This window comes from Streptomyces sp. NPDC006544 (genome assembly GCF_040611715.1).
In the GTDB taxonomy this organism is placed as follows: Bacteria; Actinomycetota; Actinomycetes; order Streptomycetales; family Streptomycetaceae; genus Streptomyces.
Map to the genome: position 1 here is coordinate 1 of NZ_JBEXOV010000017.1, position 25,398 is coordinate 25,398.

The following is a 25,398-nucleotide window of genomic DNA, read 5'->3' on the forward strand; positions in this document are numbered from 1 at the left end:
CCGTCAGCCGCTTCAAGTTCCCCGGAATGAAGCCGCTGATGTGGACCCTGCTCATCACGCAGATGTTCCCTATGGCCATCCTCATCGTGCCGCCCCTGACGCATGAGGAAGCCCGCGATCAAGGCGTAGAGCACGGCCACGCCGAGGACCAGCGGGACGGAGCGTCCGTCGAGCGGCAGCACGAGCGCGGCCACCGCCGCGGCGCCGACGAAGGCGGCGTTGAAGAGCACGTCGTAGACGGAGAAGACCCGCCCGCGGAAGGCGTCGTCCACCTGGGACTGCACGACGGTGTCGGTGGAGATCTTGGCGCCCTGGGTGGCCAGGCCCAGGACGAAGGCGGCGGCCAGCATCGGACCGGGGGTGAAGAACAGTCCGAGCGCCGGGACCAGGAGCGCGGATCCGGCGGCGCACGCGGTCATCCAGCCCCGGGTGCCCAGCCGGCCGACGAGCCAGGGAGTGACGAGGGCTGCCGCGAAGAACCCCGCACCGGAGACGCCGACGGTGACGCCCAGCAGGGCCAGCCCGTCGGACTCGTTGTCCGACCAGGCGTAGCGGCAGAGCATGAGCAGCGTGACGAACAGGGCCCCGTAGCAGAACCGCATCAGGGTCATGGCGGTGAGCGCCTGGGCCGCCTCGCGGCGGGACGACAGGTGCCGCAGGCCGTCCGCCATGCCGCGCACGGCGAGGAGGACTCCCTCGCGGAGCGTCGGGTCGATCCGGCCGGGAGGGTGGTCGGGTCCCAGGAGGCCCACGGCGAGGGACAGGGAGACCAGGGCCGCGCAGAGGTAGAGCCCGGCGCCGAGTAGGACGACCAGGGCGTCGGAGTCGGCGGCCAGGACTCGGACGAGGAAGGCGAGGCCCCCGCCGGCGACGGCCGCGAGGGTCCCGGCGGTCGGCGAGAGCGCGTTCGCCGTGACCAGCCGGCCGGAGTCGACGACGTGCGGCAGGGAGGCGGCGAGCCCGGCCAGGACGAAGCGGTTCACCGCGGTCACGGAAAGGGCCGAGGCGTAGAAGAGCCAGTCGGGGACGTGCGCGACGATCAGCATGCCGGTGACACAGGCGAGGAAGGCCCTCAACAGGTTGCCGTAGAGGAAGACCTGACGGCGGGGCCAGCGGTCCAGCAGCACTCCGGCGAAGGGCCCGATCACCGAATAGGGCAGCAGGAGCACGGCCATGGCCGAGGCGATCGCCGCGGGCGAGGCCTGCTTCTCCGGGGCGAAGACGACGTAAGTGGCCAGTGAGACCTGGTACACACCGTCAGCCGCCTGGGAGAGCAGCCGCACGGCGAGCAGGTTGCGGAAGTCCCGCAGACGCAGGAGTACGCGCAGATCACGTACGACAGCCATGTGGGCAAGGGTCACATACGCGGAGGGTCCCCGGGCACATTGCCCGGGGACCCTCCGTCGAAGTGCAGTCGAAGTCCAGGTGTCGTCGAGGACCCCTGGAGCGTGACTAGCGCTCGGTCTCGCCCTTGATGAACTTCTCGACGTTGGCCTGGGCCTCGTCGTCGAAGTACTGCACCGGCGGGGACTTCATGAAGTAGCTCGACGCCGACAGGATCGGGCCGCCGATACCGCGGTCCTTGGCGATCTTCGCGGCGCGCAGCGCGTCGATGATGACACCGGCGGAGTTCGGGGAGTCCCACACCTCGAGCTTGTACTCGAGGTTCAGGGGGACGTCACCGAACGCGCGGCCCTCGAGGCGGACGTAGGCCCACTTGCGGTCGTCGAGCCACTGGACGTAGTCCGACGGGCCGATGTGGACGTTCTTGTCGCCGAGCTCGCGGTCGGGGATCTGCGAGGTGACGGCCTGCGTCTTGGAGATCTTCTTCGACTCGAGGCGGTCACGCTCGAGCATGTTCTTGAAGTCCATGTTGCCGCCGACGTTGAGCTGCATGGTGCGCTCAAGACGGACACCGCGGTCCTCGAACAGGCGAGCCATCACGCGGTGCGTGATGGTGGCGCCGACCTGGGACTTGATGTCGTCGCCGACGATCGGGACACCGGCCTCGGTGAACTTGTCGGCCCACTCCTTGGTGCCGGCGATGAAGACCGGGAGGGCGTTGACGAAGGCGACCTTGGCGTCGATGGCGCACTGGGCGTAGAACTTCGCCGCGTCCTCGGAACCGACCGGGAGGTAGCAGATCAGAACGTCGACCTGACGGTCCTTGAGGACCTGGACGACGTCGACCGGGGCCTCGTCCGACTCCTCGATGGTCATGCGGTAGTACTTGCCCAGGCCGTCCAGGGTGTGGCCGCGCTGAACGGTCACGCCCGCGTTCGGGACGTCGCAGATCTTGATGGTGTTGTTCTCGCTGGCGCCGATGGCGTCCGAAAGGTCGAGGCCGACCTTCTTCGCGTCGACGTCGAACGCGGCGACGAACTCGATGTCACGCACGTGGTAGTCGCCGAACTGGACGTGCATCAGACCGGGGACCTTGGCCGCCGGGTCGGCGTCCTTGTAGTACTCGACGCCCTGCACCAGCGAGGCGGCGCAGTTGCCTACGCCGACGATGGCTACGCGAACCGAACCCATTCCGGTTGCTCCCTGTTTGTTCTCGGACGAGGCCTGCGAGGTGCAGGCCTCACTTTGCAGTTTCGTCGGGCGGACCGGGTCGTCTCTGATCCCGTCCCGCCCGCTCACTCTCGATGAGCTCGTTCAGCCAGCGCACTTCGCGCTCCACGGATTCCATGCCGTGGCGTTGCAGCTCGAGCGTGTAGTCGTCGAGCCGCTCGCGGGTGCGGGCGAGCGAGGCGCTCATCTTCTCCAGGCGCTCCTCAAGCCGGCTTCGACGGCCTTCCAGTACCCGCATGCGCACTTCTCGTTCGGTCTGGCCGAAGAAAGCGAAGCGTGCGGCGAAAGACTCGTCCTCCCAGGCATCGGGGCCCGTGTGGGAGAGGAGCTCTTCGAAGTGCTCCTTGCCTGCGGCCGTCAACCGGTAGACGATCTTGGCGCGGCGCCCTGCGAGTGAAGCGGCGAGAGCGTCTTCCGGGGCATTGCCCGGTTCTTCGATCAACCAGCCGTTGGTGACGAGCGTCTTGAGGCAGGGGTAGAGCGTCCCGTAGCTGAACGCCCTGAACACCCCCAGCGAGGTGTTGAGCCGCTTGCGCAGCTCATAGCCGTGCATGGGGGATTCGCGAAGCAGGCCCAGGACGGCGAACTCGAGGATGCCTGAGCGCCTGCTCATCCGCCTGCCCTTCCTCCGCCTCGGAGTGTTTATGTCGAGCTGATGTATCGGCTCGATACATCCAGACGATAGAACGGGCGGCCCCCGGCTACAAGTCGCAACGCGGTGACCGGCGTCACATCGTCAATTCACAGGGGGCAAGTTGCCTGTTTTGGGATGAACTTCGGCACTGGTGAGCTTTTGGTCCTGCGTAGTCTGTGCGCCATGACACCGGGGGGACCTCAACTGCCGCTTCCAGGCCACTCGCCTGCCCGAGGAGTAGTCGTTCGATGAGCGAGCACCGCCGCAAACAGCAGCAGCCGCAGGGCGGCGGCCGCGCCGCGGCCCGCAAGGCTGCCCAGCAGCGCCCCGCCCGGGGCGCCGGGTCCGGGCGTGACGTCCCCACCGCGTCACCCAGTGGGCCGTATCCGGACGAGCCGGGCCACGGCAGCCGTGCCGACGCCCGCAGAACCGCCGGCCGCGGGACTTCGGGCCGGGGCGCGGGCAAGGCCGGCCGCGGCACGGGCCGCCCGGACAAGCGCGTGATCAACTATCCGCGCTCGGACAAGGACGGCTGGAAGCGCTTCGTCCCCTCCTGGAAGCTGGTCGGCGGCACCGCCCTGGGCTTCTTCGCGATCATCACCGCGGGTGCCGGCATCGGCATCGCCTCGGTGAACACCCCCGACGCGAACAAGGCCGCCGAGGCGCAGAACAACGTCTTCTACTGGGCCGACGACACCCAGATGGTCGCGACCGGCGGTTCCATGAACCGCCAGATCGTGCCCATCGGGAAGATCCCCCGGTCGATGCAGAACGCCGTGATCGCCGCGGAGAACGAGTCCTTCGAGTCGGACAAGGGCGTCGACCCCATGGGCATCGGCCGGGCCGTGTGGAACATGGCCAAGGGCGGATCCACCCAGGGCGGCTCGACGATCACCCAGCAGTACGTGAAGAACACGTACCTGGACTCCGACCAGACGCTCAAGCGCAAGGTCACCGAGCTCTTCATCTCGATAAAGCTCGGTGTGACCGAGGAGAAGGCCACCATCCTGGCCGGCTACCTGAACACGGCCTACTACGGGCGCGACGCGTACGGGATCCAGGCGGCCTCCCGCGCCTACTTCAACAAGGACTGCACGGAGCTGACCCCCTCCGAGGGCGCCTTCCTGGCCGCGGTGCTCAAGGGCCCCAACCTCTACAACCCGGACGGCGGCATCGGTACCTCCGCCACGCCCCAGCTGAACTCCGAGCGGGCCCACCAGCGCTGGGCCTGGGTGCTGGACCGCGAGGTCGCGGTGGGCCGGATGCAGCAGTCCGAGCGGGACCAGTACAAGGAGTTCCCCAAGCTCGTCGAATCCGCGCAGGCCCGCGGCATGTCCGGGCAGATCGGCTACCTGGTCGACACGGCCAAGCTGTACGTGTCGAAGACCAAGGGCATCACGGCCGACGACCTGGCCAAGGGCGGCTACCAGATCCGCACCACCTTCGAGAAGCCGAAGGTGGACGCGCTGGTCAAGGCGGTCGAGGACACCCGGGACGGGTTCATCGACGAGAAGAAGCGGCCCGAGTACGACACCTTCGTGCAGTTCGGCGCGGCCTCCGTCGACGTGAAGACCGGCGCGCTGGTGGCCCTGTACGGCGGTCCGGGCATGGACAAGAAGTACTTCAACAACAACGCCAACACCACGGGTGTACCGGTCGGCTCGACCTGGAAGCCCTACGTGCTGGCGGCTGCCATGCAGTACGGCACCCAGAACTCCAAGGGCCAGGGCATCTCGGCCGACAGCAAGTACATGGCCAACGACCTCACGGTGATCAACAACCGTCAGGGCAAGCCGCTGTACGAGAGCCCCGGCAAGCCGTTCAAGCAGAAGAACGAGAGCTCGACGGCCTACGGCTACGTGACCCTGAACGAGGCGATGGAGAAGTCCATCAACGTCCCGTTCGCCCAGCTCATCTTCGACGTCGGGCACAGCAAGGTCCGGGACGTGGCCAAGGCCACCGGCATCCTCGACGAGTCGATGGACCCCGGTGACAACGCCTCGTTCGCACTGGGCACCTCGACCCCCAGCGCCATCCGGATGGCCGACTCGTACGCCACCTTCGCCGCCTCCGGAACCCACCGGGAGCCCTTCTCGGTGCGCAGCGTCCAGAAGGACGGCAAGGACCTGCCGGGCTTCGAGGCGCCCAAGGCGCAGCAGGCCATGGACAACTCCATCGCCGACAACATCACCAAGGTGCTGCGCAACGTCATCGAGAACGGCACCGGTACCAAGGCGAAGAAGCTGGGCCGCCCGGCCGCCGGCAAGACCGGTACCACCGACAAGAACAAGTCGGCCTGGTTCGTCGGCTACACCCCCGAGCTCTCCACCTCGGTGGCGCTGTTCCGATCGGACCCCAACGCGGAGAAGAAGGAACTGATCTCCATGAACCACGTGGGTGGAGTCGACTCCATCCACGGTGGTGACATCCCGGCCCAGATCTGGACCGAGTACATGAAGGCGGCTCTGAACGGCGTCCCGGAGAAGGACTTCCCGGAGCCCGAGGAGATCGGGGTCACCGCGGACTCCTCGGGTGCCCCCTCCCCCAGCCCGTCCCCCTCCCCGTCCCCGACGCCCTCCCCGTCGCCGACCCCCTCGATGACCCCGCCCGCGGAGCCGTCGCCGACGCCGAGCAAGGGCGGCAAGCCGTCCTGCCGGCCGTGGGAGATCTGCGACCCGGACCCGACTCCCAGTGGGACCGGTTCACCCTCGCCCACCAAACCGACGGGCAGGCCGGGCGGTACGACGAACGGGGGAGGCGGCGGCTTCCCCATAGGGGGATCCACCGGAGGCTGACCGGCTGCCCCGAGGCAACGCCGGAGAGGGCCGTCGCACCTGGTGCGGCGGCCCTCCCCCATGTCCGGCGCGGTACGGCAGGATGTGCGCATGACGAAGGTGCACGAGGAAAGCCCCGTACTGCCCACCCAGCAGGACGAGATCGCTGCCGCGGGGAGCGAACTCATCGGCGGGCCGCTGGGCCGCTACGCCCGGCTGGGCGGCCACTGGCTGACTCCCGTGCGCGTCGTGGTGCTCGTGGCCCTGGGGATGTTCGCGCTCGGCATGGTGCAGAAGCTGCCCTGCTACGACTGGGCGTGGTTCCGCGGCGCGGGATCCCAGTACACCCACGCCTGCTACTCGGACATCCCGCACCTCTACGTCGTCCGAGGCTTCGCCGACGGGCTCGTCCCGTACTTCGACCGGCTCCCCGGGGACATGCAGTTCCTGGAGTACCCGGTGCTCACCGGGCTCTTCATGGAAATCGCCTCCTGGCTGACCCCGGGCAGCGGCTCCATGCAGCACCGGGAGCAGATGTACTGGATGGTCAACGCGGGCATGCTGATGGTCTGCGCCGCGGTGATCGCCGTGTGTGTCGCCCGTACCCACCGCCGGAGGCCGTGGGACGCCCTGCTCTTCGCCCTCGCGCCCGCCTTCGCGCTGACCGCGACCATCAACTGGGACCTGCTGGCCATCGCCCTGACCGCTGCCGCGATGCTCATGTGGTCACGGGGACGGGCGCTGTCCTTCGGCGTCCTGATCGGCCTGGCCACCGCCGCCAAGCTCTACCCGGTGCTCCTGCTCGGGGCCGTGTTCGTGCTCTGCTGGCGGGCCGGGAAGTGGCGTGCGTTCGGTGCGGCGGCCGGCGGCGCCGCGGCCTCCTGGCTCCTGGTGAACCTGCCCGTGATGCTCTTCGCGTGGGAGGGCTGGCAGAAGTTCTACACCTTCAGCCAGGAGCGGCCCATCGACTTCGGCTCCGTGTGGCTGCTGATCTCCCAGCGCTCCGGGAACCCGCTGGAAGGCGCCAACACCTATGCGACGGGCCTGACGCTGCTGCTGTGCGCGGGGATCGGCCTGCTCACGCTGACCGCGCCCCGCCGCCCCCGCTTCGCCCAGCTGGCGTTCCTGCTCGTCGCCGCCTTCATCCTGGTCAACAAGGTCTACTCGCCCCAGTACGTGCTGTGGCTGATCCCGCTCGCCGCGCTGGCCCGGCCGCGCTGGCGGGACTTCCTGATCTGGCAGGCCGGCGAGGTCGTCTACTTCCTGGGCATCTGGTTCTACCTGGCGTACACGACGAGCGGGGAGAAGCACCAGGGTCTGCCCCTGGAGGGGTACCAGCTGGCCATCGCCGCCCACCTCCTGTGCACGCTCTACCTGTGTGCCGTCGTGGTGCGCGACATCCTGATGCCCGACCGCGACGTGGTGCGGCGCGACGGTTCGGACGACCCCTCCGGCGGCGTCCTGGACGGCGCCGAGGACGTGTTCACGCTGTCCCCGACGGCGAAGGCGCCGCAGTACGCGGCGCCTTCGGAAGGACAGCGGGTCGACTGGGGCGCGGGCCCCAGGGACTGACTCAGGCGTCGAGCACCCGGTCGAACTGCGTGGTGGTGTGGCGCAGGTGCGCGACCAGCTCGTCGCCCACCTTCGGCTCGGGCGAGTCCGCGGGCACGAACAGGATGGACACCTGCATGTGCGGCGGCTCGGCGAACCAGCGCTGCTTGCCGGCCCACACGAACGGCGACAGGTTCCGGTTGACGGTGGCCAGTCCGGCCCGGGCGACGCCCTTGGCGCGCGGCATCACCCCGTGCAGGGCCTTGGGAGCCTCGAGGCCCACGCCGTGCGAGGTGCCGCCTGCGACCACGACGAGCCACCCGTCGGAAGCGGCCTTCTGCTGGCGGTAGCCGAACCGGTCGCCCTTGGCGACGCGGGTGACGTCGAGGACCGCGCCGCGGTACTCGGTCGCGTCGTGGTCGCCCAGCCACAGCCGGGTGCCGATGCGGGCCCGGAAGCGGGTCTGCGGGAACTGCTGCTGCAGCCGGGTCAGCTCCGCGGACCTGAGGTGGCTGACGAACATGGTGTGGAGCGGCAGCCGGGCCGCGCGCAGCCGGTCCATCCAGCCGATGACCTCCTCGACGGCGTCCGAGCCGTCCGGGCGGTCCAGGGGCAGGTGCAGGGCGAAGCCCTCCAGCCGGACGTCCTCGATCGCCGAGTGCAGCTGGCCGAGGTCCTGCTCGGAGATGCCGTGGCGGCGCATCGAGCTCATGCACTCGATGACCACGCGGGCACCGACCAGCCCGCGCACCCCGTCCAGCGAGGACACGGAGCGGATGACCCGGTCCGGCAGCGGCACCGGCTCCTCACCGCGGCGGAACGGGGTGAGGACGAGCAGGTCCCCGCCGAACCAGTCCTTGATGCTGGCGGCCTCGTACGTCGTGCCGACGGCCAGGACGTCGGCGCCCAGCCGGGTCGCCTCCTCGCAGAGCCGCTCGTGGCCGAAGCCGTAACCGTTGCCCTTGCAGACCGGGATCATCCCCGGGAACTGGTCCTGGACCTGCTTCTGGTGCGCACGCCAGCGCGCGGTGTCGACGTAGAGCGTGAGCGCCATGCCCGTCCGGAGCCTCTCTCGAAAAAGCTGCGTGGTGCAGCGGTGCCGTCTGTGTGGTGGGGCGGGGTGGATCAGCGGCGGGACATGTAGATGTCGAGCGCCTTGTGCAGCAGCTTGTTGAGCGGGAAGTCCCACTCGCCGACGTACTCGACGGCCTCGCCACCCGTGCCGACCTTGAACTGGATCAGACCGAACAGGTGGTCGTTCTCGTCCAGGGTGTCACTGATACCGCGCAGGTCGTAGACGCTTGCGCCGAGGGCGTAGGAGTCGCGCAGCATGCGCCACTGCATCGCGTTCGAGGGCCGGACCTCGCGCTTGTGGTTGGCGGAGGCGCCGTAGGAGTACCAGACGTGCTGGCCGACGGTGAGCATCGTGGCCGCGGCCAGCGGCTCCCCCTCGTGCTTGGCGATGTACAGCCGCATGCGGTTGGGGTCCTCGGAGTTGAGGGCCGTCCACTGGCGCTGGAAGTAGCTGAGCGGGCGCGGGCGGAACTTGTCGCGCTCGGCCGTGATCTCGTAGAGGTGCTGCCAGGTCTCGAGGTCCTCGTAGCCGCCCTGGACGACCTCCACGCCGGCCTTCTCGGCCTTCTTGATGTTGCGGCGCCACAGCTGGTTGAAGCCCTTGAGGACGTCGTCCAGCGAGCGGTTGGCCAGCGGCACCTGGAAGACGTAGCGGGGCTGGACGTCGCCGAAGCCGGCGCCGCCGTCCTCGGCCTGCTGCCAGCCCATGCGCCGCAGCTTGTCGGAGACCTCGAAGGCGCGGGGCTCGATGTGCGAAGCCTCCACGTCACGCAGGCGCTTGACCTCGGGGTTCTGGATTCCGGCCTTGATGGCCGTGGAGTTCCAGCGGCGGATGACGACGGGCGGCCCCATCTTCACGGTGAAGGCGCCCTGGTGCTTGAGGTGCGCCAGCATCGGCTGGAGCCACTCTTCGAGATTGGGTGCGTACCAGTTGATGACCGGGCCCTCGGGGAGGTAGGCGAGGTAGCGCTTCACCTTGGGCAGCTGGCGGTACAACACGAGGGCGGCGCCGACGAGTTCACCGGAGTCGTCGAACCAGCCGAGGTTCTCGGAACGCCACTCGTTCTTCACGTCGGCCCACGCCGGGACCTGGCAGTGGCTAGCCGAGGCCAGGCTCTGGAGGTACCCCAGATGCTGCTCTCGGCTGATGGTCCTCAGGGACAGGCTCATGCGGGGCGTCTCCTCCGGCGGCTTCGCTGGCTATGGCGCGAAGCCTACTGCGACAAGGGCGCCACCCATCTGGGGGACAGGCCGGGCCTGGGCCGGTTGGGGGGCCGGCGCCCGTCGCGGAGGTACCCGGTCAGCCCAGCCAGCCGCCGAAGAGTCCGCCGTGCGCCATGCCGAGGTAGAAGCCGAAGCCCGAGGCGCCGAGGCCGAGGATCAGCGCGAAGCGCTCGCGTGTCGTACTCGAGATGAACTGTCCGTAGGCGCCGGTCAGGATCCCGATCAGCCCGGTCCACGAGCTGAGCAGGTGCAGATTGTCGAAGAAGCCCGTGACGAACGCCACGGTGCCGAGGATCAGGGTGGCCGCGACCAGGGTGTCCTGGAGCGGGTGGGGCTTGCCGTCGGTCGCGAAGAGCGAGATCGCCGGAACGGACTGTCGTCGCATTGCCTGTGCCATGGGAAGGCACCTCCTGGCTGCAGCAGAGCGGTGCTCCGGGGCCGCCCGCGACAGGGGGTCGTGGGCATAGCACCGAGCACACCCGATGCCTACAGATTGTGGCCTCCTGGTGCCGGATTTCAACCGGAAGGAGTCGACCAGGTAGTCTGTACGGTCTGCGCGGTGTCTGCTTGCGGATGCCGTGCGTACGCATCACGACCCTCCTGCCACGGAACGACCGTGGCCGCTGAGTCCAAAGGAGGTGGGTTCCACATGCGTCACTACGAAGTGATGGTCATCCTCGACCCCGATCTCGAGGAGCGCGCTGTCTCCCCGCTGATCGAGAACTTCCTTTCTGTCGTCCGTGAGGGCAACGGAAAGGTCGAGAAGGTCGACACCTGGGGCCGTCGTCGTCTCGCTTACGAGATCAAGAAGAAGCCCGAGGGCATCTACTCGGTCATCGACCTCCAGGCCGAGCCTGCGGTCGTCAAGGAGCTTGACCGACAGATGAACCTGAACGAGTCGGTTCTCCGGACCAAGGTCCTTCGCCCCGAGACCCACTGAACTTCGGTTCAGCGGTAATCGGGACCGAGTAGCACAGCAGCCCAGCAGCAATCCCCGCCGAGAGGTTCATCCATGGCAGGCGAGACCGTCATCACGGTCGTCGGCAATCTCGTCGACGACCCCGAGCTGCGCTTCACCCCCTCGGGTGCGGCGGTCGCGAAGTTCCGTGTCGCGTCCACTCCCCGCACTTTCGACAAGCAGACCAATGAGTGGAAGGACGGCGAGAGCCTGTTCCTGACCTGCTCGGTCTGGCGACAGGCGGCGGAGAACGTCGCCGAGTCGCTCCAGCGAGGCATGCGCGTCATCGTGCAGGGCCGGCTGAAGCAGCGGTCCTACGAGGACCGTGAGGGTGTCAAGCGCACGGTCTACGAGCTGGACGTCGAGGAAGTCGGCCCCAGCCTGAAGAACGCCACGGCCAAGGTCGCCAAGACCACCGGTCGCGGTGGTCAGGGTGGATACGGCGGCGGCGGTCAGCAGCAGGGTGGCGGCGGTGGCAACTGGGGCGGAGCCCCCAGCGGCGGCGGTCCCCAGGGCGGCGGAGCTCCCTCCGACGACCCGTGGGCGTCCAGCGCGCCGGCCGGCGGCCAGCAGCAGCAGGGTGGCGGCGGTGGCTGGGGCGGAAGCTCCGGCAACACCGGCGGATCCGGCGGCGGCTACTCGGACGAGCCTCCCTTCTAGGGCAGCTCGAACCCCCACTTCTTGATTTCACAGGAGAGACACCATGGCGAAGCCGCCTGTGCGCAAGCCTAAGAAGAAGGTCTGCGCGTTCTGCAAGGACAAGACCGTGTACGTGGACTACAAGGACACGAACATGCTGCGGAAGTTCATTTCCGACCGCGGCAAGATCCGTGCCCGCCGCGTCACCGGCAACTGCACGCAGCACCAGCGTGACGTCGCCACGGCAGTCAAGAACAGCCGTGAGATGGCACTGCTGCCCTACACGTCCACCGCGCGATAAGGAAAGGGTGACCGAATAATGAAGATCATCCTGACCCACGAGGTCTCTGGCCTCGGCACCGCCGGCGATGTCGTCGACGTCAAGGACGGTTACGCTCGCAACTACCTGGTCCCGCGTGGTTTCGCGATCCGCTGGACCAAGGGTGGCGAGAAGGACGTGGCGCAGATCCGCCGCGCCCGCAAGATCCACGAGATCGCGACCATCGAGCAGGCCAACGAGTTCAAGGCCAAGCTCGAGGCCGTCAAGGTCCGTCTGGCCACCCGCGCGGGTGACGCCGGTCGCCTCTTCGGTTCCGTCACGCCCTCCGACATCGCCACGGCGATCGAGGCGTCCGGTGGCCCGAAGGTCGACAAGCGCCGCGTGGAGCTGGGCACCCCGATCAAGACCCTCGGTTCGTACCAGGTCTCCGTGCGTCTGCACGCCGACGTGGCCGCGAACGTGGGCATCGAGGTCGTCGCCGCCTAAGGGCTGCGCATGAAGGGCCGCACCCCTCGGGGTGCGGCCCTTCGTCGTTCCGCGGTGTTTCACGTGAAACACCGCGGACGGCATCTCGGTTTCACGTGAAACATCGTCTAGCGGCTCGCCCCCGCGATCAGCCACCGGCCCGAACGGGCGCGCCGCTGGAGCGTGACCATCCGGACCAGCATCATCAGCGTCATGGCACACCAGAGGGCCGTCAGACCGCCGCCCGCGGCCGGTACGAGCAGCGCCGCAGGGGTGAACACGGCGAGGGTCAGCAGCATGGCCCAGGCCAGGTAGCGGCCGTCCCCGGCGCCCATCAGGACGCCGTCGAGGACGAAGACGATGCCCGAGACGGGCTGGGAGAGGGCCACCACGAGCAGGGCGGGGAGCATGGCGCTCTCCACCGCCGGGTCGCTGGTGAAGAGCGGAATGAACACCGGGCGGGCCGCGATCACCAGGATGCCCAGGACGATGCCGCAGACGACCCCCCACTGCACCATGCGGCGGCAGGCGGCCTTGGCCCCCTCGGTGTCGCTCGCGCCGAGGTAGCGCCCGATGATGGCCTGTCCGGCGATCGCGATGGCGTCGAGGGCGAAGGCGAGCAGGGTCCACAGGGAGAGCAGGATCTGGTGGGCGGCGATGTCGGCGTCGCCGAGGCGGGCGGCCACGGCCGTCGCGATCAGCAGGACGGCACGCAGGGACAGGGTACGGACGAGCAGGGGAGCACCGGCCTGGGCGCAAGCCCGGATCCCCGCGGCGTCGGGGCCGAGGGAGGCCCCGTGCCGACGGGCGCCCCGGACGACCACGACCAGGTAGGCGGCGGCCATCGCGCACTGTGCGATCACCGTGCCCCAGGCCGACCCGGCGATACCGAGGCCGGCTCCGTAGACGAGCGCGACGTTCAGGGCGGCGTTGAGGGCGAAGCCGCCGATCGCGACGTAAAGAGGTGTCCGGGTGTCCTGAAGTCCGCGGACGACCCCGGTGGCGGCGAGCACCACGAGCATGGCGGGGATGCCGAGGGCCGAGATCCGCAGGTAGGTGACCGCATAGGGCGCGACGGCGTCCGAGGCTCCGAGGAGGGAGATCATCGTGGGTGCGGCGGGCAGTACCGCGGCGATGACGGCCGCACCGAGCAGCAGAGCCAGCCAGATGCCGTCCATGCCCTGCCGGATGGCGGCTTGGAGGTCGCCGGCGCCGACACGGCGGGCCACGGCCGCGGTGGTGGCGTAGGCGAGGAAGACGAAGACGCTCACGGCGGTGGTGAGCAGGGCGGCGGCGATGCCGAGACCGGCCAGCTGGGGGGTGCCGAGGTGCCCCACGATGGCGCTGTCCGCCATGACGAAGAGGGGCTCGGCGACGAGAGCGCCGAACGCGGGGACGGCGAGAGCGAAGATCTCGCGGTCGTGCCGTCTCGGGGCAGCCGTCGGTGCTGTGGGGGCCTGTCTCATGCGCACAATCTAATCTTCCACAGGTAATAGACACAAGAGCATGTGAGCCCTTACCGACAGGTCGATTCGCGCGTTCGTCCCACCTCATTGGAGGCGATCTTGAGACAGTGGCGAAGTTTTTTCCGTCCACGGGCTCGGGAGGGAGGAAATTGCAGGTCAGATGGGGTGGAAGGGTGGGTGGGGTGATTTTGTCCACAGCGTCGTCCCCCGGTCCGTGCACAGCTTCCGGGGAGTTACCCACAGCATTGGCGCCGTCATCCACACCTCATCCACACAGCCTGTGGATAACAAGATTGGCTGACGTCGCTCGCGGCTCTACCGTGGTTCGTTGCCCGACTCGCCGACAGCGGATCCGGGTGCCCCAAATGTCAGAGCCGTGTCGTAGAAAGAGTGGCACGGCGAGGTCCGCTCTGCGGACGGGAGGAGGTGGCCCGGTGAGCATGCCCGAGCCCACGGACGACCCTTGGGCCGACAGCGGTCCGGGTGACCGTCTGCCCGCCCGCTCGCGCCGTAACAGCGACGGCCGCGGCCGCGGGGACGCAGAGCAGGACCGAGGCCGGGAGGGCGGCTCCTGGGACGGCGGCGGGGGCGGGTTCGAGCGGGTCCCGCCCCAGGACCTCGACGCCGAGCAGTCCGTCCTGGGCGGCATGCTGCTGTCCAAGGACGCCATCGCCGACGTGGTCGAGGTGCTCAAGGGCCAGGACTTCTACCGGCCGTCGCACGAGACGATCTACCAGGCCATCCTCGACCTGTACGCCAAGGGCGAGCCCGCCGACCCGATCACGGTCAGCGCCGAGCTGACCCGGCGCGGTGAGATCAGCAAGGTGGGCGGGGCCCCGTACCTGCACACGCTGGTGCAGTCGGTCCCGACCGCGGCGAACGCGGAGTACTACGCGGAGATCGTCCACGAGCGGGCCGTTCTCCGCCGGCTGGTCGCCGCCGGTACGAAGATCACGCAAATGGGCTATGCCGCCGACGGAGACGTCGACGAGATCGTCAACAGTGCCCAGGCCGAGATCTACGCGGTCACCGAGCAGCGGACCTCCGAGGACTACCTGCCGCTCGGCGACATCATGGAAGGCGCCCTCGACGAGATCGAGGCGATCGGATCGCGCAGCGGCCAGATGTCGGGCGTCCCGACCGGCTTCACGGACCTGGACTCGTTGACCAACGGCCTGCACCCGGGCCAGATGATCGTCATCGCGGCGCGCCCCGCCATGGGTAAGTCCACCCTCGCGCTGGACTTCGCCCGCGCCTGCTCCATCAAGGCCAACCTGCCCAGCGTCATCTTCTCCCTCGAAATGGGGCGCAACGAGATCGCGATGCGCCTTCTCTCGGCGGAGGCCCGCGTGGCGCTGCACCACATGCGTTCGGGCACCATGACGGACGACGACTGGACCCGGCTCGCCCGGCGGATGCCGGACGTCTCCGCGGCCCCCCTCTACATCGACGACTCCCCGAACCTGTCGATGATGGAGATCCGCGCGAAGTGCCGCCGGCTCAAGCAGCGCAGCGACCTCTCGCTCGTCGTCATCGACTACCTCCAGCTGATGCAGTCGGGCGGCTCGCGCCGGCCCGAGAGCCGCCAGCAGGAGGTCTCGGACATGTCGCGAAACCTCAAGCTGCTGGCGAAGGAGCTCGAAGTCCCGGTGATCGCCCTGTCCCAGCTGAACCGTGGCCCCGAGCAGCGCACCGACAAGAAGCCGATGGTCTCCGACCTGCGTGAATCCGGCTCGATCGAGCAGGACGCCGACATGGTGATCCTGCTGCACCGCGAGGACGCGTACGAGAAGGAGTCTCCCCGCGCGGGTGAGGCCGACCTGATCGTCGCCAAGCACCGCAACGGTCCGACGGCGACCATCACCGTGGCCTTCCAAGGCCATTACTCACGGTTCGTGGACATGGCCAACACGTAGCATCCACCGCATGGATGCCGCATCTGAAGATCTCGTACTCCTGCCCGCGACCCGCCGCTCGCTCGCCCGCAGGATCGCGGCGGCCCAGCGCGAGGGCCGGGCGCCTTCCCTGGTGGCGGCCGTGGTGCGGGGCGGAGAGGTGGTCTGGGAGGGGTCCCGGACCATGGTCGAGGGTCACGGGCCCGACGGGGACGTGCAGTACCGGATCGGGTCGATCACCAAGACGTTCACCGCCGTCCTGGTGATGCGGCTGCGGGACGAGGGGCTCCTGGAACTGGGCGACCGGGTCGAGAAGTTCCTCCCCGGCACGGGTCTCGACGAGGTGACCGTGGGCCAGTTGCTGTCCCACACGGGCGGCCTGGCCGCCGAGACGCCCGGCGAGTGGTGGGAGCGGACTGCGGGCACGCTGCGTCCCCGGCTCTCCGACGTGCTGGGCGAGCGGCCGTTCCGCTTCGCTCCCGGACGGCGCCACCACTACTCCAACCCGGGCTACACGCTGCTGGGTTCGCTCGTGGAAGCCGTGCGCGCGAGGCCGTGGGAAGAGGTGCTCCGGGCCGAGGTGCTGGAGCCGCTGGGGCTCGAGCGGACGACGGCTCAGCCGGTGGCCCCGCACGCGGGCGGCTGGGCGGTCCACCCGTGGGCGGACGTGATGATGCCGGAGCCGCTGGAGGACCTCGGGCTGATGGCCCCGGCCGGACAGCTGTGGTCCACCACCGGGGACCTGGCGAAGTTCGCCGCGTTCCTCGTACGGGGGGACGCGCGGGTGCTGAGCGCGGAGTCCGTACGGGAGATGCGGACCGCGGCCGCTCCGCCGGAACCAGGAGCCGCCGGCCTCGGATACGGGCTCGGGATGCAGCTGACGGCTGACGGCTCGCGCCCGCTCGCGGGGCACAGCGGTTCGCTGCCGGGGTTCGTCGCCGGTCTGTGGCTGAGCGAGGCGGACGACGTGGCCGCGGTGGTGCTGGCCAACTGCACCTCGGGGGTGCCCGCTTCGACGGTGGCGGCGGACCTGGTGGGCATCGTCGCGGACGCCGAGCCGCGCATGCCCGAGCCGTGGCGCCCGCTGAGGGAGGCCGATCCGGTGGCGCTCGAGCTCTGCGGCCCCTGGTACTGGGGCACATCGGCGAACGCCGTACGGCTGACCTACGACGGGTTCCTGGAACTGGGCCCGGTGAGCGGCAGCGGCCGGACCGCGCGTTTCCGGCCGGAGCCCGACGGCAGCTGGACCGGACTGAACGGCTACTACGCGGGAGAGTCGCTGCGGGCCGTGCGGCGGCCGGACGGTTCGGTGAGCCACATCGACCTCGCCTCGTTCGTCTTCACCCGGGAGCCCTACGACCCGAACGCCCCGGTACCCGGCGGTGTCGACCCGCAGGGCTGGCGGGGCATCGGATAGTGCACGGAACACGCGCCGGGGCGAACCGCATTCACTGGGATACGAGTTCACGCTCCAGCGGGGTGCGGAAGCGCGGGGTGACACGGGCCTCTCCCACCCAGGCGGACAGCCGGGCGGCCTCGGTGGTGATCGCCTCCTCGGCGTCGCGGCCGCGGTCACAGAGCAGCCGGTGCACGATCCGGCCGTCGGCGCGTTGGGCCCAGCCGCCGACGACTTCGCCGTTCCACCACACGGTGGGGCCGATGTTGCCGGCGTAGTCGAAGAGGGCCGGGCGGTGCGCGGGATCCAGGTGGAAGCCGCGGTCCGCCCACCCCATCGCGCTCGGGTCCAGGGCGGGCAGCAGGGCGGCCCAGGGTTCCGGAGCGGGCTCGGCCCCCGTGTCACCGGGGGAGACGAGGGCGGTGACGCCGCCGTCCAGACGGACCTCGTCGGGGCCGACGGCCGCGAGGGCCTTGCGCACGTCCGTGAGGGTCCAGCCCGTCCACCACTTGAGGTCGGCCTCGGTGGCGGGGCCGTACGCGAGCAGCCAGCGACGGACCAGCTCGGCACGGGCCTCGGCCGGGAGCATGCCCGGCCAGGGCTCGGTGTGGACCCAGCGGTACTGGCTGGAGGTCCAGGATCCGCGGGGGCGGTCGCGGCGGATCCGGCCGTCGGCGGCCAGCAGGCGGATGACGCGCGTGGCGACACCGGTCTGCGTCTCGGAGTTCTTGCCCCGGTTGAGCGTGATCTTCTGACGCAGGGCCGGTACGGCGGCCGAGAGCTGGCTGCCGGTGGAAGGGCCGCAGGAGTCGAGGGCATCGAGCGCGGCGCTCTCGGCGAGCGCCAGCCAGGCTGCGTCGAGGCCCTGGCCGTCCTCGTCGAGGTGCTTGAGGAGGGTGCGGCGCTCCTTCAGGGCGATGGCTCTGGCGGTGGAGGCGTCGACGTAGGGGGCGAGTTCGGTGGAGACGGCGAAGAGGGTGTTGCGCATGCTGAGCAGCCGTACGAGCCGCACGTCCTCGTAGAGGGCCCGTTCGATCGCGCGGGGCTCGCCCTTGTCCAGACGCGCGCGGAGGGAAAGGAAGACGGTCGCGGCATCGGTGGCGTGCAAGGCGACCACGGCGTCCGCGGCCCGGGCCACGTCGGTGGCGTGGGCCGAGGGCGCGAGGCGGTGCCGGCGGCCGAGCCGGTGCCGGCGCTCCGCGGTGGTGACGAGGGGGAGGCTGCTCACCCTCCCGATCGTAGGCCGGGCCGCGAACGAGGGCCCGGCCCACACGGGACGGGTTCAGAGCTGGAGTTTGAACCCGACGTGGGAGGCGGCGAAGCCGAGCCGCTCGTAGAAGCGGTGGGCATCGGTCCGGCTCACGTCCGAGGTGAGCTGGACGAGCTGACAGTTCTCGGCGCGGGAGCGCTCGATCGCCCACTCGACGAACCGGGTCCCGAGTCCGCTGCCTCGTTCGTCGGCGTGGACGCGTACGCCCTCGATGATCGAGCGCGTGCTCCCCTTGCGGGAGAGCCCGGGGACGATCGTCAGCTGGAGGGTGCCGACGACTCGGCCCGCGCGGACGGCGACGACCACGTGCTGGTGGGGGTCGTCCGTCAGCCGCTTGAGCGCCGCGACGTACGGGGTGAGGTCGTCGGTGGACTCCCGGGTGGCACCGAGGGGATCGTCGGCGAGGAGCGCGACGATGGCCTGCAGGTCCTCCTCAGTGGCCGGGCGGATGAGCAGATCGGCGGTGGTGTCGGGCATGTTCTGGTACTTCCTGCTCAGCCCGCCGCCACGGTGAGCGGAGCCCAGCGACGGGTCCAGTCACCGGGCAGACCGGGGATGTCTCGGGTCATGACGGCATTGAAGGTCACGGATGCGAGCCCGCGGTCCTTGAGCCAGCCGAGCAGCTCTTCGTGGCGTACGTCGACATCGGTGCGCAGCGGCCGGTCGGTGGCCGCCGCGAGGGCGCTGACGAGGGCCTGCGCCGCAGCGGTGTCCCGGGCGACCAGCGGACCGATGACGTGGGTCTCCATGTTGGGCCAGATGGCTCCGTAGCCGATCACGTCGCCGGCGGAGTCCTCGGCGACCAGCAGCCGGTCCGTGAAAGCGGGAAGCCGGGTGATCAGATGGGTCCGGTCGACGCCGAAGACCTCGGCGTCCAGGCGGAGGATCGCCTGGACGTCCTCGGCCGTGGCCGGCCGGACGTCGGCTCCCGGCGCGGTCGATGCGTCCTGCTGGAACGTGCCCCGGAGCATCTCGGCGCGGCCCGTGGTGGCGAAGCCGAGCTCCTCGTAGAGGGGGCGTCCGTACGGGGTGGCGTGCAGGGTGAGCGGTACGCCCTTGAGGAGGTCGTCGCAGATGTACGTCATCAGGCGCCGCCCCAGGCCCTGGCGGGCGTAGCGGGCAGCGACGAGGACCATGCCGATGGCGGCCAGTTCCGGGTCGGCCAGTGGTGGGCCGTAACGGGTGACCACACTGACGGCGGCAAGTCCCCGGCCGTCGGGAGCGTCGATCCCGTAGCCGTGTCCGGCGGCCAGCAGGAGTCCCCACTTGTGATCCTCGCGGGGCCATCCGCGGTCTTCGGAGAGGTCGGCGCAGTCGCGGAGATCGTCCACGGTCAGTGCGCGGATCGGCAGGGCGGTGAGGTGTGGTGGTGTCACGGCCCCAGACTGGTTCATCGACAGGGGCCCGGTCCAGGGGATTTGAGTCGCATGTTTCACGTGAAACATCGTTGTGTCTCGCGCGGGACGGACCGATGTTTCACGTGAAACATGCGTGCCGGGCCCCCGGCCACGGCTGGGACATACTCCGGAGGTGTCCCCTGTTCTGCGGGAAATGGAGCCACTAACCTCCATGGTCATGACTCTCCTGCACCTCTTCGACCTCGACGGGACGCTGATGTACGGCTCGGCGGCGCCGGTCGAGATCTCCCGGCAGCTGGGGCTGTCGGAGGAGATCGCCGCGCTCGAGCGGTCCTTCGCTGCACGGGAGATCGGACCGCACGCGTTTTCGCTGGCGGCTCAGGAACTCTGGGCGGGGCTGACTCCGGCGCACGTCCGGGCGGCGTTCGACGGCTCGCCCTGGCTGGCGGGGATCCGGGAGGTGTGGCAGGACATCCGCGAGCGCGGCGACTACTGCGCGGTGATCTCGCTGTCCCCGTCCTTCTTCGTCGAACTCCTGCTGGAGTGGGGCGCACATGCCGCGCACGGCTCGGTCTTCCCGGAGGTTCCCTTCACCCGGCTGGTGGAGATGGCAGGGATCCTGACTCCCGAGGGCAAGGTGGGGGTCGCCGACCGGCTGTGTGCGCAGTACGGTCTCGGCCGGGGCGACTGCGTCGCGTACGGGGACTCACACACCGACGTGGCGCTCTTCGAGGCGGTCCCGCGGTCGGTCGCCGTGAACGCCCGGCCGTACCTGGCGGCGCGGGCGACGCACGTCTACGAGGGCCGGGACCTGCGGGAGGCCTATGAGCTGGCGGGGCTGCCGCGTGCGGGAGTTGAGGCATCCTAAGAGGAAGGTGGGTTCGAAACGCGGAATTCTCGCATTTACCCGCAAGTTCGGGGATGGACTGGCACGCTGTGAAACCCGGAACCACGGATTCGAAGGCCGTGGCGCGTGCAGACCTACCGACATGCTCGAAGCGAGGCACCGCATGGACGCTCCGCCCACCCATTCGGCAAGACGGAGGCCCACCCGGATACCGTCCGGGGGTGGTGCGCCCGAGGCCTCCCCCCCACCGTCCCCCGATGCCGTCCTCATCCGCCGGACCCTCGCGGAGATCGCCCCCGTCGCCGACAAGGTGACCTCCTACTTCTACGCCCTGGTGTTCACGGGGCGCCCGGATCTGCGGGGCATGTTCCCCGCCGCGATGGACGCGCAGCGCGACCGGCTGCTGAAGGCGCTGCTGACCGCCGCCGAACACATCGACGATCCGCAGGCGCTCACCGCCTACCTGCGCCGGCTGGGCACCGGGCACCGCAAGTACGGCACCCAGGCCGGTCACTATCCCCCGGTGGGCGAGGCCCTGATCGGGGCGCTGGCCCGGTACGCGCAGGACACCTGGGGGCCGGAAGCCGAAGCAGCCTGGGTCCGTGCGTACACCGCGATCTCACAGATCATGATCGACGCGGCGGCCGAGGCCGAGACGAAGGCGCCGCCGTGGTGGCACGCGGAGGTGGTCTCCCACGAGCTGCGCACCTCCGACATCGCGGTGCTCACCGTCCGCCCCGATCAGCCGTACCCCTTCCTCGCGGGCCAGTACACGAGCCTGGAGACACCTTGGTGGCCGAGGGTCTGGCGCCACTACTCCTTCGCCTCGGCCCCGCGCGGGGACGGGCTGCTGTCCTTCCACGTCAAGGCGGTCCCTGCGGGATGGGTCTCCAACGCTCTGGTGCGCCACGCCCGACCCGGTGACGTGCTCCGGCTCGGGCCCCCGGCCGGATCGATGGTGGTCGACCACAGCACCGACAACGGCATGCTCTGCCTGGGCGGCGGCACCGGTATCGCGCCGATCAAGGCGCTGATCGAGGACGTCGCCGAGCACGGCGAGCGCCGGCCCGTGGAAGTGTTCTTCGGGGCGCGCAGTGACCACGACCTGTACGACAAGGACACCTTGCTGGGTCTGCAGCGCTCCCATCCGTGGTTGTCCGTGCGCCCCGTGGTCTGCGCGGACGGACTGGCGGGGCAGCTGCCCCAGGCCGTCGGAGCACACGGGCCCTGGAGCTCGTACGACGCGTTCGTCTCGGGACCCGCGGCGATGATCCGTAGTGGGGTGGACGCCTTGAAGAGGATCGGGATCCCCGGAGAGCGCATCCGCTACGACGAGGTGGAGGAGCTGGCGGGCGTCGCCGGCTGATTCCGGCAGGCGCCCGCGGACCGGTGGGTCAGCTCAGATCGGGAGCGTGCATCGCGCGCACGCCCTCGATGTTGCCGTCGAGGTAGTGACGCAGGGACAGCGGGACGAGATGGACGGCGGCAATGCCGACGCGGCTGAAGGGCACGCGGACGATCTCGTACTCGCCCTCCGGCTCGTCGATCTCCGGGCCGTGCCGTCGGCTGGGGTCCATGGATTCGAGACGGCAGACGAAGAAGTGCTGCACCTTGACGCCGGTCACTCCCCTGTCGGCGATGTGCTCGACGGTGTCGACGAAGCAGGGCACCACATCGGTGATCTTCGCGCCGAGTTCTTCGTCGAGCTCTCGGTGAAGGGCGTCGACGACGGTGAGGTCCGAGGGCTCGACTCCGCCGCCGGGGGTGACCCAGTACGGGTCGACGCCGGGCTTGGTGCGCTTGATGAGGATCAGGTCGTCACCGTCGAGCAGGATCGCGCGGGCGGTGCGTTTGACCACGGGGCGTTCGGTCATGGGAGAAGAGTGGCCCAGACTTCCCCTTCCGAAACGCGGGCCGCGGAAATGCGCCGGGGTACGAGCCGGGCGGTCCGGGTCACCGGCAGGGACTCGGACCGCCTCTCGAGAGGCGGCTCAGTCTTTCGAGCGCGCCACGTCGAGGGCGCGCAGCACGTCCGCCACCAGGTCCTCGGTGTCCTCGGCTCCGGCGGAGAAGCGGATGAACCCTTCCGGGACGTCGTCGCCGCCCCAGCGCCGGCGCCGCTCGGCGGTCGAGCGCACCCCGCCGAAACTGGTGGCGTCCTCCACGAGGCGCAGCGACGCCATGAAGTGTTCCGCGTGCGCGCGGTCGGCCAGGGTGAAGGAGACCACCGAGCCGAAGCCCCGCATCTGCCGCGCCGCCGTCTTGTGGGACGGGTCCGCGGGCAGGCCCGGATAGCGCAATCCGGTGACGTCGGCGCGGTCGGCGAGCGCCTCGGCGACGGCGAGCGCGTTGGCCCACTGACGCTGGGCGCGCAACTGGATGGTGGACAGGGAACGGTGGGCGAGCCAGGCCTCCATGGGACCGGGGATCGCGCCGACCACCTTGCGCCAGCGGCGGATTCCCGCGGCGAGCTCCGCGTCACGGCAGACGACGTACCCGAGCAGCAGGTCGCCGTGGCCGGTGAGGCCCTTGGTGCCGCTGGCCACCGAGAAGTCGGCACCCAGTTCCAGGGGGCGCTGCCCGAGCGGGGTGGCGAGGGTGTTGTCGACGGCGACGAGGGCTCCGCCGGCGTGTGCGGCCTCCACGAGGCGGCGGATGTCGCAGACGTCGAGCCCGGGGTTGGACGGGGTTTCCAGCCACAGCAGCCGCGCCCCGTCGAGGACCGCGAGCTGACCGTCGTCGCCGGTGGGGGCGGTGCGCACGTGGATCCCGTACGCCTCCAGCTGTTCCCGTACGAGCGGCAGGACCTGGTAACCGTCGTCGGGCAGGACGACCGTGTCGCCGGCGCGCGCCTGGGAGAGCAGGACCGCGGAGACCGCGGCCATGCCGGAGGCGAAGACGACGGTGTCCACCCCGTCCTGGCCGGGGGCTTCCAGTTCCCCGATGGCCCGTTCCAGGAGGGTCCAGGTGGGATTGGTGTCGCGGGCGTAGGCGTACGGGCCGTCGACGTCGCCGGGGAGGTGGAAGTGGGCCGCGAAGACCGGGCCGGGCAGGGGCGGCTCGTTCTTGACGGGCTCGGGCAGGCCGGCGCGGACGGCGACCGTGCCGTCGCCGAGCCGGACAGGGCGGTCGGGACCGCTGTCGGAGGAGGTCATGGCGTGTGCTCCTTCATGGCTTCGCGTACGGCGTCCAGCAGGCCGGGACTCGCCGCCTCGACCAGTTCCAGGCACTCCTCGAATCCTTCGAAGGGGCCGTAGTAGGGATCGGGGACGTCGGCTCCGGCGGCCGGGGCCGACGGGTCGTAGTCCCGCAGCAGCCGGACCTTGGCGGCGTCCTCGGGGGTGGTGGCGAGTGCCCGCAGATCGCGCAGGTGCCCGGCGTCGAGCGCGATGACGAGATCCAGACCGGCGAACCAGGAGGCCCGGAACTGCCGGGCCCGGTGGTCCTGCTCGTACCCGGCGGACGTCAGTACGGCGACGGTGCGTGGGTCGGCGCCGTCCCCCTCGTGCCAGCCGCCGGTGCCCGCGCTGTCGACCTCGATCAGGCCGGCGAGCCCGGCGTCGGCGACGTGGGAGCGGAAGACGGCCTCGGCCATGGGCGAGCGGCAGATGTTGCCGGTGCAGACGAAGCACACGCGGTACATGGGCGCCCGCTTCAGTTCTTGTCGGGCAGGACCATGTTCATGGCCCAGGAGACGATCGAGATGATGAGGGCGCCGACGACCGCGGTCCAGAAGTTGTCGACGTGGAAACTGAGGTCGAACTGCTTGGCCAGCCATGAGGTCAGCATCAGCATCAGGGCGTTCACCACGAGGGTGAACAGGCCGAGGGTGAGCACGAAGAGCGGCAGCGAGAGCAGCCTCACCACGGGCTTGACGATGAAGTTGACCAGGCCGAAGATCAGCGCCACGAGGATCAGGGTGACCGTGCGGCGGCCCAGGCTGGTGCTCTCGTCGAGAGTGATGCCGGCGAGGAGCCAGATGGCGACGGCCAGGGCGGCCGCGTTGGCCAGTGTCTTGACTACGAAATTCGTCATGGGTCTGATCGTTGCAGAGATGATCCCCGTGGAACATCAGCTGATCTGCGGATACTCGTGACCGAAGAGAACACAAGGGGTACGAAGACGATGAAGGCCTTCCGGCTGAACGACCTCGAGGCCGAGCGGGCCGCGAACGAGGGTGCCTACCTGCAGTTCCTGCGCGAGCGGAACATGTCGGTGGGGCTCTACGCGCTGGACGCCGGTCAGAGCGACCCGCAGCAGCCGCACGCGCAGGACGAGGTGTACTTCGTCGTGAGCGGCCGGGCCTCGATCACCGTCGGGGAGGAGACGACGACGGTGGCGAACGGAAGCGTGGTCTACGTGCCTGCCGGAGTGCCGCACAAGTTCCACCACATCACCGAGAACCTCAAAGTGATGGTGGTCTTCTCCCCGCCCGAGCAGTGAACGGACCCGGAAACCGAGGGTTGGCGGAGCCGTCCCCCTAGGGGGCGGATCAGGGGACTCCGGGGGCTCACGGGCCCCCGGAGCGGGCCGTGGCCTCCTAGCATCGACAGCAGGAAGTCACGGACAAGGAAGAGGTTGGGGACATGGAAGGCATCCGAGGGATATTCGAGGGCATGCCCTGGTGGGTCAAGTGGGTCGCGGTTCCGCTGCTGGTCCTCTTCGTCTTCGGCGGTGTGATCACCAGCATCCTGGGTGCGCTGATCACCTTCGTCTTCAAGGCGCTCCTCCTGGTGGCTCTCGTCGGCGGCCTGGTCTTCATCGTCAAGAAGTTCACCGGCCGCGGTTCGAAGTCCTCTGCCGGGGAGTGGTAGGACGGGGGCCGGCCGGGCCCCTACCGGGCTGACACCGGGATTAACCCAGGTGAGCGAACGGGAGGGGCTAAACCGGTCACAGCTCGGGAATCGGCCGATAGAGTCGCAATCTGTGCCGTTCCCTGGGCACCGAAAGCCGGTACTGCCGCCCTGACCAGCGGTTCTTCCCATCAGCCACC

Annotated in this window: 26 protein-coding genes; 12 read left to right on the plus strand and 14 right to left on the minus strand. The window is 69.5% G+C overall.

What is annotated here, in order from left to right:
• The 3 genes from ABZY44_RS10990 to ABZY44_RS11000 form a co-directional block, all read right to left on the minus strand.
• On the minus strand, positions 1-1,346 hold a 1,346-nt coding region (locus tag ABZY44_RS10990), incomplete at its 3' end, for an MFS transporter (protein WP_356652212.1).
• Between the two features lie 106 nt (positions 1,347-1,452).
• Positions 1,453-2,535 carry an inositol-3-phosphate synthase gene (locus tag ABZY44_RS10995; RefSeq protein WP_356652214.1) on the minus strand — a complete coding sequence of 361 codons (1,083 nt, stop codon included), beginning with the start codon at positions 2,533-2,535 and terminating at the stop codon, positions 1,453-1,455.
• 49 nt (positions 2,536-2,584) lie between these two features.
• Positions 2,585-3,187, minus strand: a complete 603-nt coding sequence (locus ABZY44_RS11000) for a PadR family transcriptional regulator (RefSeq protein ID WP_356652216.1) — start codon at positions 3,185-3,187, stop codon at positions 2,585-2,587.
• 269 nt (positions 3,188-3,456) lie between these two features.
• Here ABZY44_RS11000 and ABZY44_RS11005 point away from each other — a divergent pair, with 269 nt between their 5' ends.
• Positions 3,457-6,003 carry a transglycosylase domain-containing protein gene (locus tag ABZY44_RS11005; protein ID WP_356652218.1) on the plus strand — a complete coding sequence of 849 codons (2,547 nt, stop codon included), beginning with the start codon at positions 3,457-3,459 and terminating at the stop codon, positions 6,001-6,003.
• 90 nt (positions 6,004-6,093) lie between these two features.
• Entirely contained in the window at positions 6,094-7,554 is a 1,461-nt protein-coding gene (locus ABZY44_RS11010; protein ID WP_356652220.1) for a glycosyltransferase 87 family protein, read from the plus strand.
• Between the two features lies 1 nt (position 7,555).
• Here the strand turns inward: ABZY44_RS11010 and ABZY44_RS11015 are convergent, their stop codons facing one another.
• The 3 genes from ABZY44_RS11015 to ABZY44_RS11025 form a co-directional block, all read right to left on the minus strand.
• The gene (locus ABZY44_RS11015) at positions 7,556-8,587 is read right to left on the minus strand and encodes an alanine racemase (RefSeq protein ID WP_356652222.1); all 1,032 of its coding nucleotides are present in this window, start codon (positions 8,585-8,587) and stop codon (positions 7,556-7,558) included.
• Between the two features lie 71 nt (positions 8,588-8,658).
• Positions 8,659-9,777 (minus strand): peptidoglycan bridge formation glycyltransferase FemA/FemB family protein, encoded by a 1,119-nt coding sequence (locus tag ABZY44_RS11020; protein ID WP_356652224.1) that lies wholly within the window; start codon positions 9,775-9,777, stop codon positions 8,659-8,661.
• 130 nt (positions 9,778-9,907) lie between these two features.
• A complete protein-coding gene (locus tag ABZY44_RS11025; protein WP_356652226.1) occupies positions 9,908-10,228 on the minus strand; it encodes a hypothetical protein in 321 nt (106 codons plus the stop codon).
• A gap of 252 nt (positions 10,229-10,480) precedes the next feature.
• On the opposite strand from ABZY44_RS11025, the gene rpsF reads away from it, so the two are divergent.
• The 4 genes from rpsF to rplI all read left to right on the plus strand — a co-directional run bounded on the left by rpsF (position 10,481) and on the right by rplI (position 12,194).
• On the plus strand, positions 10,481-10,771 hold the full coding sequence (gene rpsF, locus ABZY44_RS11030) for a 30S ribosomal protein S6 (protein ID WP_004950685.1): 291 nt from the start codon (positions 10,481-10,483) through the stop codon (positions 10,769-10,771).
• Positions 10,772-10,843: 72 nt separating this feature from the next.
• Positions 10,844-11,449 carry a single-stranded DNA-binding protein gene (locus ABZY44_RS11035; protein WP_356652228.1) on the plus strand — a complete coding sequence of 202 codons (606 nt, stop codon included), beginning with the start codon at positions 10,844-10,846 and terminating at the stop codon, positions 11,447-11,449.
• A gap of 43 nt (positions 11,450-11,492) precedes the next feature.
• Positions 11,493-11,729, plus strand: a complete 237-nt coding sequence (gene rpsR / locus ABZY44_RS11040) for a 30S ribosomal protein S18 (RefSeq protein ID WP_003956534.1) — start codon at positions 11,493-11,495, stop codon at positions 11,727-11,729.
• A gap of 18 nt (positions 11,730-11,747) precedes the next feature.
• A complete protein-coding gene (gene rplI, locus ABZY44_RS11045; protein WP_356652229.1) occupies positions 11,748-12,194 on the plus strand; it encodes a 50S ribosomal protein L9 in 447 nt (148 codons plus the stop codon).
• A 107-nt stretch (positions 12,195-12,301) separates the two neighbouring features.
• Here rplI and ABZY44_RS11050 read toward each other — a convergent pair whose 3' ends face one another.
• On the minus strand, positions 12,302-13,639 hold the full coding sequence (locus ABZY44_RS11050) for an MATE family efflux transporter (RefSeq protein ID WP_356652230.1): 1,338 nt from the start codon (positions 13,637-13,639) through the stop codon (positions 12,302-12,304).
• Positions 13,640-14,079: 440 nt separating this feature from the next.
• Here ABZY44_RS11050 and dnaB point away from each other — a divergent pair, with 440 nt between their 5' ends.
• On the plus strand, positions 14,080-15,555 hold the full coding sequence (dnaB, locus tag ABZY44_RS11055; protein ID WP_356652232.1) for a replicative DNA helicase: 1,476 nt from the start codon (positions 14,080-14,082) through the stop codon (positions 15,553-15,555).
• A gap of 10 nt (positions 15,556-15,565) precedes the next feature.
• Positions 15,566-16,951: a serine hydrolase domain-containing protein gene (locus tag ABZY44_RS11060; protein WP_356652234.1), complete on the plus strand. Its 1,386-nt coding sequence runs from the start codon at positions 15,566-15,568 to the stop codon at positions 16,949-16,951.
• A gap of 31 nt (positions 16,952-16,982) precedes the next feature.
• On the opposite strand, the gene ABZY44_RS11065 is transcribed toward ABZY44_RS11060, so the two are convergent.
• Genes ABZY44_RS11065 through ABZY44_RS11075 form a run of 3 tightly spaced genes read right to left on the minus strand, consistent with a single transcriptional unit; the run spans position 16,983 to position 19,576 of the window.
• Positions 16,983-18,158, minus strand: a complete 1,176-nt coding sequence (locus ABZY44_RS11065; protein ID WP_356652236.1) for a winged helix DNA-binding domain-containing protein — start codon at positions 18,156-18,158, stop codon at positions 16,983-16,985.
• A 54-nt stretch (positions 18,159-18,212) separates the two neighbouring features.
• A complete protein-coding gene (locus ABZY44_RS11070; protein WP_356652238.1) occupies positions 18,213-18,677 on the minus strand; it encodes a GNAT family N-acetyltransferase in 465 nt (154 codons plus the stop codon).
• Positions 18,678-18,694: 17 nt separating this feature from the next.
• Entirely contained in the window at positions 18,695-19,576 is an 882-nt protein-coding gene (locus tag ABZY44_RS11075) for a GNAT family N-acetyltransferase (protein WP_356652240.1), read from the minus strand.
• A gap of 199 nt (positions 19,577-19,775) precedes the next feature.
• On the opposite strand from ABZY44_RS11075, the gene ABZY44_RS11080 reads away from it, so the two are divergent.
• Both ABZY44_RS11080 and ABZY44_RS11085 read left to right on the plus strand, forming a co-directional pair.
• Positions 19,776-20,426, plus strand: a complete 651-nt coding sequence (locus ABZY44_RS11080; protein WP_356652242.1) for an HAD-IB family phosphatase — start codon at positions 19,776-19,778, stop codon at positions 20,424-20,426.
• Positions 20,383-21,771 carry a globin domain-containing protein gene (locus ABZY44_RS11085; RefSeq protein WP_356652244.1) on the plus strand — a complete coding sequence of 463 codons (1,389 nt, stop codon included), beginning with the start codon at positions 20,383-20,385 and terminating at the stop codon, positions 21,769-21,771. Before ABZY44_RS11080 ends, ABZY44_RS11085 begins: the two co-directional genes overlap by 44 nt.
• Before the next feature lie 28 nt (positions 21,772-21,799).
• On the opposite strand, the gene ABZY44_RS11090 is transcribed toward ABZY44_RS11085, so the two are convergent.
• From ABZY44_RS11090 to ABZY44_RS11105, 4 genes are all read right to left on the minus strand, one after another.
• Positions 21,800-22,279 carry an NUDIX hydrolase gene (locus ABZY44_RS11090; protein WP_356652246.1) on the minus strand — a complete coding sequence of 160 codons (480 nt, stop codon included), beginning with the start codon at positions 22,277-22,279 and terminating at the stop codon, positions 21,800-21,802.
• A gap of 117 nt (positions 22,280-22,396) precedes the next feature.
• Positions 22,397-23,560, minus strand: a complete 1,164-nt coding sequence (locus tag ABZY44_RS11095; protein WP_356652248.1) for a cystathionine gamma-lyase — start codon at positions 23,558-23,560, stop codon at positions 22,397-22,399.
• Positions 23,557-24,048 carry a low molecular weight protein-tyrosine-phosphatase gene (locus ABZY44_RS11100; protein WP_356652250.1) on the minus strand — a complete coding sequence of 164 codons (492 nt, stop codon included), beginning with the start codon at positions 24,046-24,048 and terminating at the stop codon, positions 23,557-23,559. The genes ABZY44_RS11095 and ABZY44_RS11100 overlap by 4 nt, the downstream gene beginning before the upstream one ends.
• An 11-nt stretch (positions 24,049-24,059) precedes the next feature.
• Positions 24,060-24,440 carry a phage holin family protein gene (locus ABZY44_RS11105; RefSeq protein WP_356652252.1) on the minus strand — a complete coding sequence of 127 codons (381 nt, stop codon included), beginning with the start codon at positions 24,438-24,440 and terminating at the stop codon, positions 24,060-24,062.
• Positions 24,441-24,530: 90 nt separating this feature from the next.
• Here ABZY44_RS11105 and ABZY44_RS11110 point away from each other — a divergent pair, with 90 nt between their 5' ends.
• Together ABZY44_RS11110 and ABZY44_RS11115 are read left to right on the plus strand one after the other, a co-directional pair.
• A complete protein-coding gene (locus ABZY44_RS11110; RefSeq protein WP_356652376.1) occupies positions 24,531-24,848 on the plus strand; it encodes a cupin domain-containing protein in 318 nt (105 codons plus the stop codon).
• Positions 24,849-24,991: 143 nt separating this feature from the next.
• Positions 24,992-25,219, plus strand: coding sequence for a DUF5326 family protein (locus ABZY44_RS11115; RefSeq protein WP_356652254.1), 228 nt, complete (start codon positions 24,992-24,994; stop codon positions 25,217-25,219).
• Positions 25,220-25,398 lie beyond the last annotated feature (179 nt).

Excerpts from the sequence above, each read along its gene's own strand:
- ABZY44_RS10995 (WP_356652214.1), bottom strand. The coding sequence starts at position 2,535 with ATGGGTTCGGTTCGCGTAGCCATCGTCGGCGTAGGCAACTGCGCCGCC.
- ABZY44_RS11000 (WP_356652216.1), bottom strand. The coding sequence starts at position 3,187 with ATGAGCAGGCGCTCAGGCATCCTCGAGTTCGCCGTCCTGGGCCTGCTT.
- ABZY44_RS11005 (WP_356652218.1), top strand. The coding sequence starts at position 3,457 with ATGAGCGAGCACCGCCGCAAACAGCAGCAGCCGCAGGGCGGCGGCCGC.
- ABZY44_RS11010 (WP_356652220.1), top strand. The coding sequence starts at position 6,094 with ATGACGAAGGTGCACGAGGAAAGCCCCGTACTGCCCACCCAGCAGGAC.
- ABZY44_RS11015 (WP_356652222.1), bottom strand. The coding sequence starts at position 8,587 with ATGGCGCTCACGCTCTACGTCGACACCGCGCGCTGGCGTGCGCACCAG.
- ABZY44_RS11020 (WP_356652224.1), bottom strand. The coding sequence starts at position 9,777 with ATGAGCCTGTCCCTGAGGACCATCAGCCGAGAGCAGCATCTGGGGTAC.
- ABZY44_RS11025 (WP_356652226.1), bottom strand. The coding sequence starts at position 10,228 with ATGGCACAGGCAATGCGACGACAGTCCGTTCCGGCGATCTCGCTCTTC.
- rpsF (WP_004950685.1), top strand. The coding sequence starts at position 10,481 with ATGCGTCACTACGAAGTGATGGTCATCCTCGACCCCGATCTCGAGGAG.
- ABZY44_RS11035 (WP_356652228.1), top strand. The coding sequence starts at position 10,844 with ATGGCAGGCGAGACCGTCATCACGGTCGTCGGCAATCTCGTCGACGAC.
- rpsR (WP_003956534.1), top strand. The coding sequence starts at position 11,493 with ATGGCGAAGCCGCCTGTGCGCAAGCCTAAGAAGAAGGTCTGCGCGTTC.
- rplI (WP_356652229.1), top strand. The coding sequence starts at position 11,748 with ATGAAGATCATCCTGACCCACGAGGTCTCTGGCCTCGGCACCGCCGGC.
- ABZY44_RS11050 (WP_356652230.1), bottom strand. The coding sequence starts at position 13,639 with ATGAGACAGGCCCCCACAGCACCGACGGCTGCCCCGAGACGGCACGAC.
- dnaB (WP_356652232.1), top strand. The coding sequence starts at position 14,080 with ATGCCCGAGCCCACGGACGACCCTTGGGCCGACAGCGGTCCGGGTGAC.
- ABZY44_RS11060 (WP_356652234.1), top strand. The coding sequence starts at position 15,566 with ATGGATGCCGCATCTGAAGATCTCGTACTCCTGCCCGCGACCCGCCGC.
- ABZY44_RS11070 (WP_356652238.1), bottom strand. The coding sequence starts at position 18,677 with ATGCCCGACACCACCGCCGATCTGCTCATCCGCCCGGCCACTGAGGAG.
- ABZY44_RS11080 (WP_356652242.1), top strand. The coding sequence starts at position 19,776 with ATGACTCTCCTGCACCTCTTCGACCTCGACGGGACGCTGATGTACGGC.
- ABZY44_RS11085 (WP_356652244.1), top strand. The coding sequence starts at position 20,383 with ATGAGCTGGCGGGGCTGCCGCGTGCGGGAGTTGAGGCATCCTAAGAGG.
- ABZY44_RS11090 (WP_356652246.1), bottom strand. The coding sequence starts at position 22,279 with ATGACCGAACGCCCCGTGGTCAAACGCACCGCCCGCGCGATCCTGCTC.
- ABZY44_RS11095 (WP_356652248.1), bottom strand. The coding sequence starts at position 23,560 with ATGACCTCCTCCGACAGCGGTCCCGACCGCCCTGTCCGGCTCGGCGAC.
- ABZY44_RS11100 (WP_356652250.1), bottom strand. The coding sequence starts at position 24,048 with ATGTACCGCGTGTGCTTCGTCTGCACCGGCAACATCTGCCGCTCGCCC.
- ABZY44_RS11105 (WP_356652252.1), bottom strand. The coding sequence starts at position 24,440 with ATGACGAATTTCGTAGTCAAGACACTGGCCAACGCGGCCGCCCTGGCC.
- ABZY44_RS11110 (WP_356652376.1), top strand. The coding sequence starts at position 24,531 with ATGAAGGCCTTCCGGCTGAACGACCTCGAGGCCGAGCGGGCCGCGAAC.
- ABZY44_RS11115 (WP_356652254.1), top strand. The coding sequence starts at position 24,992 with ATGGAAGGCATCCGAGGGATATTCGAGGGCATGCCCTGGTGGGTCAAG.